The sequence below is a fragment of the Rhodococcus maanshanensis NBRC 100610 genome (assembly GCF_001894865.1).
GTDB classification, from domain to species: Bacteria; Actinomycetota; Actinomycetes; order Mycobacteriales; family Mycobacteriaceae; genus Rhodococcus_G; species Rhodococcus_G maanshanensis.
In genome coordinates this window covers 1-9,195 of sequence record NZ_BCXA01000076.1, presented here as the reverse complement: position 1 = coordinate 9,195, position 9,195 = coordinate 1, and the positions used below count along the sequence as shown (strand labels likewise).

The window sequence follows — 9,195 nt, the reverse complement described above, 5'->3', positions numbered from 1 at the left end:
ACGAAGTCCTGAGACAGCACACGAGTGTCTGGACTCGTCAACCACGCACGGGCGGCGCAGCCGCCTAGACCGTGTAGCCGCCGTCGACGTTCAGTTTCTGGCCGGTGATGAAGCCGGCCTTGTCGCTCGCGAGGAAGCAGACCGCCTCGGCGATGTCGACCGCGGAGCCGAAGCGCTGCAGGGGGATCCGGCTCATCGCGACGGCCTGTGCGCGCTCGTCGAGGTCGGCATTGCCCATCAGGCGTTCGGCCATGCCGTCGGTGAGCATGCCGGGCCCGACCGAATTGAAGCGGACGCCGAAGCGGCCCTCCTCGGCGGCGAACGCCCTGACCAGCGCCTCGACGGCGCCCTTCGTCCCGGACGAGAGGCCGTCCCGGACCGGGAAGCGGTCGGTGGCCGCGGTGGTCACCGCGACGACCGAGCCGCGCGCCGCGCGCAGCCCGGGGAGCAGGGCGTGCACGAGCGCGAAGAACGCGGTGGCCTCGGCGCCGAGATGCTCGGAGAAGGTGTCGGGGGAGACCTTGGACAGGTGCACCATCGGGATGTGCGGACCCGCCGCGTGCACCAGCACCGACGGATCGCCGAGCTCGGCGGTGATCTCCTCGGCCCACTTCGCGACCCGGTCGCGGTCGGTCAGGTCGACAGCGTCGGCGCGGGCCCGACCGCCCGCCGCGGTGATCTCCTCGACAAGGGCGGCGGCGCGGTCGGCGCCGGAACGGTAGGTGAACGCGACGGGGAGCCCCTGCGCGGCGAGCCGCCGGGTGATCTCGATCCCGATGCCGCCCGATCCGCCGGTGATCACGGCGCAAGTGTTTTGCTGCACCCCGATACCCTAACAAGCGCTTGGTTGATACTCTGTCGGGTGTGACCCCTCCGCCCAGAGCTGCCGAAGAGTCTGCCAGCAAGTCCGGCCGCCGCGCCGAGCTCCTCGCGCTGGCCGCCTCCCTGTTCGCCGAGCGCGGTCTGCGCGCCACCACGGTGCGCGACATCGCCGACTCGGCCGGGATCCTGTCCGGCAGTCTCTACCACCACTTCGACTCCAAGGAGTCGATGGTCGACGAGATCCTCAAGGGCTTCCTGGACGAGCTGTTCGGCCGTTACCGCGACATCGTCGCGGCCGGGCTCGGATCGCGCGCCACCCTCGAGGCGATGGTGGTCGCGTCCTTCGAGGCGATCGACGGTTCGCACGCCGCGGTCGCGATCTATCAGGACGAGGCCAAGCACCTGGTCGGCAACGAGCGCTTCGAGTACATCACCGAGCGCAACAAGGAGTTCCGCGGCCTGTGGGTCTCGGTCCTCGAGGCCGGCATCGCGGACGGCAGCTTCCGCCCCGACATCGACGTGGAGCTGGTGTACCGCTTCATGCGTGACACCGTCTGGGTTCCGGTGCGCTGGTACCGGCCGGGAGGCCCGATGACCGCGGAAACGGTCGCCAAGCAGTATCTCGCCATTGTGCTCGACGGGCTCTCCAGCCCACAGTCACGGTCCGATTCGTAGGGAGTTTCCATGCCTGAGGCATACATTGTTGACGCCATCCGCACCGCGGTCGGCAAGAAGGGCGGCGCCCTCTCCGCGGTCCACCCCGCGGACCTCGGCGCCGGGGTGATCAAGCAGCTCCTCGAGCGCAACCAGGTCGACCCGAACGAGATCGACGACGTCGTGTTCGGCTGTGTCGACGCGATCGGTCCGCAGGCAGGCAACATCGCGCGCACCGCGTGGCTGGCAGCCGGCTACCCGGAGGATGTTCCCGGGGTCACCGTCGACCGTCAGTGTGGATCCAGCCAGCAGGCCGTTCACTTTGCGGCGCAGGCGATCCTGAGTGGAACCGCGGACCTGATGGTGGCCGGCGGCGTGCAGAACATGAGCATGATCCCGATCGCCTCGGCGATGGTCGTCGGCGAGCAGTTCGGGTTCGAGACCCCGTTCAAGGGTTCGACGGGCTGGGAGCACCGCTACGGCGACGAAGAGGTCTCGCAGTTCCACGGCGCCGAGCTGATCGCCGAGAAGTGGGACATCAGCCGCGAGGAGATGGAGCGCTGGGCGCTGCAGAGCCACGAGCGCGCGCGCAAGGCGATCGCCGAGGGCCGCTTCGACAACGAGATCGTGCCGGTCGGCGAGTTCAGCATCGACGAGGGCCCGCGTGAGACCAGCCTGGAGAAGATGGCCGGGCTCAAGACCCTGACCGACGGCGGCCGCCTGACCGCCGCCCTGGCCAGCCAGATCTCCGACGGCGCCAGCGCGACGCTGCTGGCCTCCGAGGCCGCCGTGAAGGCGCACGGGCTCAAGCCCCGCGCCCGGATCCACCACATCAGCGCCCGCGGTGCCTCGCCGATCTACATGCTCAGCGCACCGATCCCCGCGACCAAGTACGCGCTGGAGAAGACCGGCCTGACCATCGACGACATCGACGTCATCGAGATCAACGAGGCGTTCGCCCCCGTCGTGCTGTCCTGGATCAAGGAGATCGGCGCCGACCCGGCGAAGGTCAACGTCAACGGCGGCGCGATCGCGAACGGTCACCCGCTCGGCGCGACCGGCACCAAGCTGTTCGCGACCATGCTCAACGAGCTCGAGCGCACCGGTGGGCGCTACGGCCTGCAGACCATCTGTGAGGGCGGCGGCACCGCGAACGTGACGATCATCGAGCGTCTGGGCTAGAAACCCCTCCGCGCAAGCAGATCCGGCCCCGCGTCCCTCCACCAGGAGGGACGCGGGGCCGAATTCGTCGGAGGGCCGGGCGGACGGTGTCCGTCAGTCGATGGTGCCGATCAGCGCGAACAGCGCGTCGGCGATGCGCTCGCACCACGCGTCCGCGTCCTCGTACCCGCGCGAAACGCCGCGGAGCATGGTGGTCGACACCAGCAGGTCGAAGATGGTGTCCGCGGTGGACGAGGCGGCGGACGGCTCCGCGTCCGGCACCGCCAGCATGATCCGGTCGAGCAGCGCCTTGCGGGTGGGGATCTCGGCCCGCTGCACGAGACGCTCGTAGACGCCCTCGTTGTGATTCCAGGTGGACATCAGCCCCGGTATCGCGGAGCGGGCGGCTGGGTGCGCGGCGCGCTCGAGGAAACTGCGCGTCCAGGCCAGGAGGTCGGCGTGCAGGTCGTCGGTGTTCGGGGGCAGCGGCACGTCGCCCATGGACTCGAGGCCGAAGATGGCGTCCTCGATGATCATCTCGCGGGTGGCCCAGCGGCGGTAGATTGCGGGCGCGCTGACCTTGGCACGTCGGGCGATGGCCTGGATGGTGGTCTTCTGGTAGCCCGACTCGACGAGCAGTGCGATGGTCGCATCGAGGACCGACCGGTCGACCTGGGGATCTCGGGGCCGGCCTGGGCCGGCTGGTTCGACTGGGTGATCTCCGGATCCATTCACATCGCCGGACAATACCGGAGCTGAACAGCCCCGGAGCGATAATAGTTACGGGGTGACACGGAACTCATCACGTCGCTCGAGGCGGCTCGGGGTTATCGTCGGGGCATGTGCCGAAACATCACCGAGCTCCGCGGCCTCGAGCCGGCCGCCACCGCGGAGGAGATCGAAGCGGCCGCCCGCCAGTACGTGCGGAAGGTGAGCGGAGTGCAGAAGCTGTCCGACGCCACCAGGGAGCCCTTCGAGCAGGCGGTCGCCGAGGTCACGGCGACCACGATGCGGCTGCTCGGGGTGCTGCCCGCCCGCAAGCAGCCACCGGCGACCGTGCCGCCGCTGCGCAGGCCCGAGGTCCGTGCGCGGATGGCCGCGGCCGCGGCGAACGACTGAAGGGCACCGCCGGCCGGTTCAAACGGCCGATGGTGCCCTTCAACATGGGGGAGTGCGCTCAGCGCGCGCCGGTGGTGCCGGTCAGGCGCGAAGCGCGCCCAGCGCGTCGATCCGCTTCACGGCGTCCGCCATGATCCGATCGATCAGTTCCTGGCAGCTCGGCAGGTCGTCGATCATGCCGACCACCTGACCGGACGCGAGCACGCCCGCCTCGGTGTTGCCCTCGACCAGGCCGGCCTTGAGCAGCATCGGGGTGTTGGCGGCCATGATGATCTGCTGCCACGTCCGGTCGCCGGACTTCTTCATCGCCAGGCCGTCCTTGGCCAGCGTCGACCACTTCATGCCGGTCATAGCCTTGAACTTCAGGGCGTTCTTTGTCGCGGCGACGAGTCCCTTTGCGTAGCTGGACTTCTCGAGGCTGTTGACCAGGTCGGTGTTGAGCACCCGGTGCGGCATGCCGTCCACCTTCACGGACACGGTGGTGTCCTGCAGGCCTCGCTTGAGGTACTCCTGCTTGACGGAGTCCGGCACCGCGCTGTCGCTGGTGAGCAGGAAGCGGGTGCCCATCGCGACGCCGGCCGCGCCGTAGGACAGCGCCGCCGCCAGGCCGCGCCCGTCGAAGAAGCCGCCGCCGGCGATCACCGGGATGTCGACCGCGTCCAGGACCGACGGCAGCAGCAGCGTCGTCGCGACACCACCGGTGTGGCCGCCCCCCTCGCCGCCCTGCACGACCACCGCGTCCGCGCCCCAGGAGGCGACCTTGACGGCGTGCTTGGCGGCACCGATCGACGGGACCACGACGATGCCGTTGTCCTTGAGCTTGGCGATCAGGTCCTTCTTCGGCGCGAGCGCGAAGGAGGCGACCTTGACGCCCTCACGGATCAGCAGGTCGCACCGCTGCCCGGCATCCGACGCGTCGGCGCGCATGTTGACGCCGAACGGCTTGTCGGTGAGCTGCTTGGTCTTCTTGATCGCCGCCTCGAGCTCCTCGTAGGTCATCGTCGCCGAGGCGAGGATGCCGAGGCCGCCCGCGTTGCAGGTGGCGGCAGTCAGGCGCGGGCCGGAGACCCAGCCCATGCCGGTCTGCACGATCGGGTGCTCGATGCCGACCAGCTCGGTCAGCGGGGTCCGCAGCACGGCGGTCACGCCTGGACCTCGCGCTCACGCAGTCCGCGCGGGTCGATGACCTCGCGGATCAGCCGCAGCTCCTCGGCGGTGGGCTCACGGGTCACGCCCGCCTCGGCCAGCCCGGCGACCTCGAAGGAGGTGTTCTCGGCGACCTCGTCCGCGGTGACACCCGGGTGCAGGCTCAGCGCGCGCAGGGTGTGGTCCGGTCCGCCGAAGTCGAAGACGCCGAGGTTGCTCACGACGCGGTGCAGGTGCAGGTACTTGAACGCCGGGTTCGCGGGATCGACCTTGTCGTAGCCGACACCCGAGACCACGTCCACCTTGTCCACGAACACGCGCGAGGTGTGCTTGGGGACGAAGTAGCTGGTGGCGTGGTTGATGGTGTTGCCGGGGGCGCCGCGGACGCCGAACATCTGCCGGGTCGGCTGCTGCAGCGGGCCGAACGCGGACAGGTTCTGGTTGCCGTAGCGGTCGAGCTGGTTGGCGCCCATGACCACGTGGCGACGACCGGAGGCCACGACGTCGAACACCTTGCGGAAGGGCATCCAGCCCTCGATCGGGGCCTTCGCGCCGACCGCGGGGGTGTCGCTGAAGATCAGCGCCTCGCCGTCGGTGATGAGCAGGTCGGGCTCGGTGGTGAGCCGGGCCAGGCGCGCGCCGATGGTCGCCAGCGTCGACATCGGGCTGGCCATGATCTCGCCTGCGCCCGAGAAGATCTCGGCGCACGCGATCGCGCAGTACTCCGCGCGGGTGATGGTCTCGGTGGAGGTCATGCCTGCTCCTCTGCGAACTTCTTGACGGCGGCCTGGTAGTCGTCCTCGCTGCCGGACAGGTAGGTGTCGACGAAGACCTGCCACGACTCGGGGGTCTTGGCGGCCTCCGCGTAGTGACGCTGGAACTTCTCGTCGCGGCCGTAGCTCTCGCCTGCGAGGGTGAAGTGGGCGCCGTTCGGGGCCTCCACGACGCCGTCGACCATCATGCGGTTGAGCAGGAGCGACTGAAGCGGAACGGCCTTCACCAGTTCCTCGGTCTCGACGATGCGCTCGACGGAGACGTAGCGCTTCTCGGCGGCCATGCAGTACAGGTCGTCGAAGTACGGGTCGACGCCGTTGTAGGCGGCGTTGCCGTGCTTGTCGCCCAGGTTCAGGTGCACGAACGACGCGTCCAGGTTCAGCGCGGGCATCGCGATGAGGGTCTCGGCCTGGCCGGACTCATCCGCGTACGGCGAGGTGACGGTCTTGAGCTCGTCGCCCCAGAAGTTCTGGACGTCCGAGCCGAGGCCCGCGCGGATCGGCAGGAACGGCAGGCGGGCTGCGGCGGCCTCGAGGCCACACTTGACCATGCCCTCGTCCATCTCGCGGACCTCGATGGCGCCGGTGGTGCGGGCCTTGGCGAACCAGGGGTCGTAGAACGGCGCGGAGTCGAGCGAGACGAATCCGTAGTACGCCTTCTTGACCTTGCCGGCCGAGCACAGCAGGCCGAGGTCGGGTCCGCCGTAGGTGACGACGGTCAGGTCCTTGACGTCCGAGCGCAGAATCGCGCGCACGAAGGCCATCGGCTTGCGGCGCGAGCCCCAGCCGCCGAGGCCGATCGTCATGCCGCTGCGCAGTTCGCCGACGACCTCGTCGAGCGACATCCTCTTGTCACGCATTGTCTTTCAACTCCCTACTTGTTCGCGCGCGGCTTGCCGGTGGCGACGAACTCGTCGCGGTGCTCGTCGGCGACGCCGGCGAGGTTCAGCTCGAACGTGAAGCCCTGCTCGATCCGGTAGCTGGTGTGCACGTCCATCACGTCGATGCGGTTGATCGCTTCCTTGGCGCGCCGGATGACCCGGGTGTCCTTGGCGGCGATCTCGCCTGCGATCTTGAGTGCACACGCGTCGAGCTCGGAGCGCGGGACGACGTCGTAGACGGAGCCGAAGTGCTTGAGCGTCTGGGCATCGACGTTCTTGGCCGTGTAGTACAGCGTGCGCATCATGTGCTGGGGGACCAGCCGGGCCAGGTGCGTGGCCGCGCCGAGTGCGCCGCGGTCGACCTCGGGCAGCCCGAAGATCGCGTCGTCGGACGCGACGATGACGTCCGCGTTGCCGACGAGGCCGATGCCGCCACCGACGCAGAAGCCGTTGACGGCGACCACGACGGGAACCTCGCAGTCGTAGACCGCGGAGAACGCCGCCGCGCAGCCGCGGTTCGCGTCGATCAGGGCGCCGTGGCCCTCGGTGGCCTGCATCTCCTTGATGTCGACGCCTGCATTGAAGCCGCGCCCCTCGGCTCGCAGGATCACCACGTGGGTGCTCGGATCCTTGCCCGCCGCGAGGACGGCGTCGGCCAGTTCGAACCATCCCTTAGACGGGATGGCGTTCACGGGCGGGTAGTCGACGGTGACCGTGGTGATGCCGGCCCCATCGGATTTGGAAGTGATTCCCATCGTGATTCCTTAGGTAGGTCGCCAAACCAAGCGATTGCTTGGTAAGTTAGCACACCTGCGGGTCGGGCTGGAGTTCGCTTTTGCCCGGATGACCCCCGACCCGCAGAGAATCCCTGACAGTGGAGGTACTGGTGGAGTTAGGTCTTGACGGCAGCGTGGTGCTGGTCACCGGCGGTGTGCGCGGCGTGGGTGCGGGTATCAGCCGCGCCTTCCTGCGCGCAGGCGCGACGGTGGTGACCTGCGCGCGACGGCCGGCCGACGAGCCGATCGAGGTGGACGGCCGCGGTGTGGAGTTCATCTCCTGCGACCTTCGCGACGCCGAGCAGGTGCAGTCGATGATCGATTCGATCGTCGCCACCCACGGCCGGCTCGACGCCGTGGTGAACAATGCGGGTGGGGCGCCGTACGCCCTGGCCGCGGACGCCAGCCCCCGCTTCCACTCGAAGATCGTCGAGCTGAACCTGCTCGCGCCGCTCCTGATCTCGCAGATCGCGAACGCCGTCATGCAGAAGCAGGACACCGGCGGCTCGATTGTGATGATCAGCAGCGTCAGCGGCAGCCGCCCGTCGCCTGGCACCGCCGCCTACGGCGCCGCCAAGGCCGGCATCGACAGCTTGGCGGCCAGCCTCGCGGTGGAGTGGGCGCCGAAGGTCCGGGTGAACTCGATCGTCGTCGGGCTCGTCGAGACCGAGCAGAGTCACCTGCACTACGGCGGGGCCGACGGCCTCGCCGCGGTCAGCGAGACCGTCCCGCTGGGTCGGATGGCGCGTCCCGAGGACATCGGGAACTGTGCGACCTTCCTGGCATCGCCGCTGGCGTCTTACGTCAGCGGTTCGACACTGACCGTGCACGGCGGCGGCGAGCGCCCCGCCTTCCTGGCGGCATCAACAGCAGAGGAGACCAAGAAGTGAGCGGACTTGTAGACGGTCGCGTCGTCATCGTGACGGGCGCGGGCCGCGGTATCGGGCGGGCGCACGCGCTGGCGTTCGCGGCCGAGGGCGCGAAGGTCGTCGTCAACGACATCGGTGTCGGCGGCGACGGCACCGCGACCGGTGAGAGCCCCGGCGAGCAGGTCGTCGCGGAGATCATCGCCGCGGGCGGACAGGCCGTGGCGAACGGCGACGACGTCGCGGACTGGGACGGCGCGCAGAACCTGATCAAGACCGCCATCGACAACTTCGGCGGCCTCGACGTGCTGGTCAACAACGCCGGCTTCCTGCGCGACCGGATGCTGGTCGGCATGAGCGAGCAGGAGTGGGACTCGGTCATCCGGGTGCACCTCAAGGGCCACTTCGCCCCGCTGCGGCACGCGGCCGCGTACTGGCGCGCCGAGTCCAAGGCCGGCCGTCCGGTGGACGCGCGGATCATCAACACCAGCTCGGGCGCCGGCCTGCAGGGCAGCATCGGCCAGGGCAACTACGCGGCCGCCAAGGCGGGCATCGCGGAGATGACCATCCAGGCCGCCGCCGAGCTGAAGAACTACGGCGTCTCCGTCAACGCGATCGCCCCCGCGGCGCGCACCCGCATGACGGTGGGCGCGGGCGGCGCGATGGCCGAGGCGATGGCCGCTCCCGAGGAGGGCTTCGACGCGATGGCGCCGGAGAACATCTCCCCGCTCGTGGTCTGGCTGGGCAGTGCCGAGTCGAAGGACGTCAGCGGCCGGGTGTTCGAGGTCGAGGGCGGCAAGATCACCGTCGCCGAGGGCTGGCGGCACGGCCCCACCCAGGACAAGGGCGAGCGCTGGGATCCGAAGGAGATCGGCCCCGTCGTGGCCGATCTGCTCGAGAAGGCGGAGACCCCCACCCCGGTCTACGGGGCGTAGGCGGCCGCCTGTGCGCGGTTGACGAGTGTGTGGACTCGTGTCTGCGTTCAGGACATCGCGAA

11 protein-coding genes are annotated in these 9,195 nt (G+C 69.3%); 5 read left to right on the top strand and 6 right to left on the bottom strand.

Translation table 11 applies throughout. The annotated features are described in order from the left end of the window. Positions 1-64: 64 nt before the first annotated feature. A complete protein-coding gene (locus tag RM1_RS25640; protein ID WP_245816631.1) occupies positions 65-823 on the bottom strand; it encodes an SDR family NAD(P)-dependent oxidoreductase in 759 nt (252 codons plus the stop codon). Positions 824-864: 41 nt separating this feature from the next. Between RM1_RS25640 and RM1_RS25635 the strand changes: the two genes are divergently transcribed. Both RM1_RS25635 and RM1_RS25630 read left to right on the top strand, forming a co-directional pair. Then, on the top strand, positions 865-1,497 hold the full coding sequence (locus RM1_RS25635; protein ID WP_027502838.1) for a TetR/AcrR family transcriptional regulator: 633 nt from the start codon (positions 865-867) through the stop codon (positions 1,495-1,497). 9 nt (positions 1,498-1,506) lie between these two features. Further along, positions 1,507-2,658, top strand: coding sequence for an acetyl-CoA C-acetyltransferase (locus tag RM1_RS25630; protein WP_072754417.1), 1,152 nt, complete (start codon positions 1,507-1,509; stop codon positions 2,656-2,658). A gap of 93 nt (positions 2,659-2,751) precedes the next feature. Here RM1_RS25630 and RM1_RS25625 read toward each other — a convergent pair whose 3' ends face one another. Further along, the gene (locus tag RM1_RS25625) at positions 2,752-3,372 is read right to left on the bottom strand and encodes a TetR/AcrR family transcriptional regulator (RefSeq protein WP_072754416.1); all 621 of its coding nucleotides are present in this window, start codon (positions 3,370-3,372) and stop codon (positions 2,752-2,754) included. Positions 3,373-3,477: 105 nt separating this feature from the next. On the opposite strand from RM1_RS25625, the gene RM1_RS25620 reads away from it, so the two are divergent. Next, positions 3,478-3,756: a DUF2277 domain-containing protein gene (locus RM1_RS25620; RefSeq protein ID WP_072754415.1), complete on the top strand. Its 279-nt coding sequence runs from the start codon at positions 3,478-3,480 to the stop codon at positions 3,754-3,756. Positions 3,757-3,837: 81 nt separating this feature from the next. On the opposite strand, the gene RM1_RS25615 is transcribed toward RM1_RS25620, so the two are convergent. From RM1_RS25615 to echA20, 4 genes are read right to left on the bottom strand one after another with little or no spacing between them, the layout of a single operon-like run. Then, complete coding sequence (locus tag RM1_RS25615) at positions 3,838-4,902, bottom strand: NAD(P)H-dependent flavin oxidoreductase (RefSeq protein ID WP_072754414.1); 1,065 nt, start codon at positions 4,900-4,902, stop codon at positions 3,838-3,840. Beyond that, a complete protein-coding gene (gene ipdB, locus RM1_RS25610) occupies positions 4,899-5,657 on the bottom strand; it encodes a cholesterol ring-cleaving hydrolase subunit IpdB (RefSeq protein ID WP_072754413.1) in 759 nt (252 codons plus the stop codon). Before ipdB ends, RM1_RS25615 begins: the two co-directional genes overlap by 4 nt. Further along, a complete protein-coding gene (gene ipdA / locus RM1_RS25605; RefSeq protein ID WP_072754412.1) occupies positions 5,654-6,535 on the bottom strand; it encodes a cholesterol ring-cleaving hydrolase subunit IpdA in 882 nt (293 codons plus the stop codon). Before ipdA ends, ipdB begins: the two co-directional genes overlap by 4 nt. 14 nt (positions 6,536-6,549) lie before the next feature. Continuing rightward, positions 6,550-7,311: a (7aS)-7a-methyl-1,5-dioxo-2,3,5,6,7,7a-hexahydro-1H-indene-carboxyl-CoA hydrolase gene (gene echA20 / locus RM1_RS25600; protein WP_072754411.1), complete on the bottom strand. Its 762-nt coding sequence runs from the start codon at positions 7,309-7,311 to the stop codon at positions 6,550-6,552. A gap of 131 nt (positions 7,312-7,442) precedes the next feature. Between echA20 and RM1_RS25595 the strand changes: the two genes are divergently transcribed. Beyond that, positions 7,443-8,222, top strand: a complete 780-nt coding sequence (locus tag RM1_RS25595) for an SDR family oxidoreductase (protein ID WP_027502830.1) — start codon at positions 7,443-7,445, stop codon at positions 8,220-8,222. Further along, a complete protein-coding gene (locus RM1_RS25590) occupies positions 8,219-9,133 on the top strand; it encodes an SDR family oxidoreductase (protein ID WP_072754410.1) in 915 nt (304 codons plus the stop codon). The genes RM1_RS25595 and RM1_RS25590 overlap by 4 nt, the downstream gene beginning before the upstream one ends. The last annotated feature ends 62 nt before the right edge of the window (positions 9,134-9,195 follow it).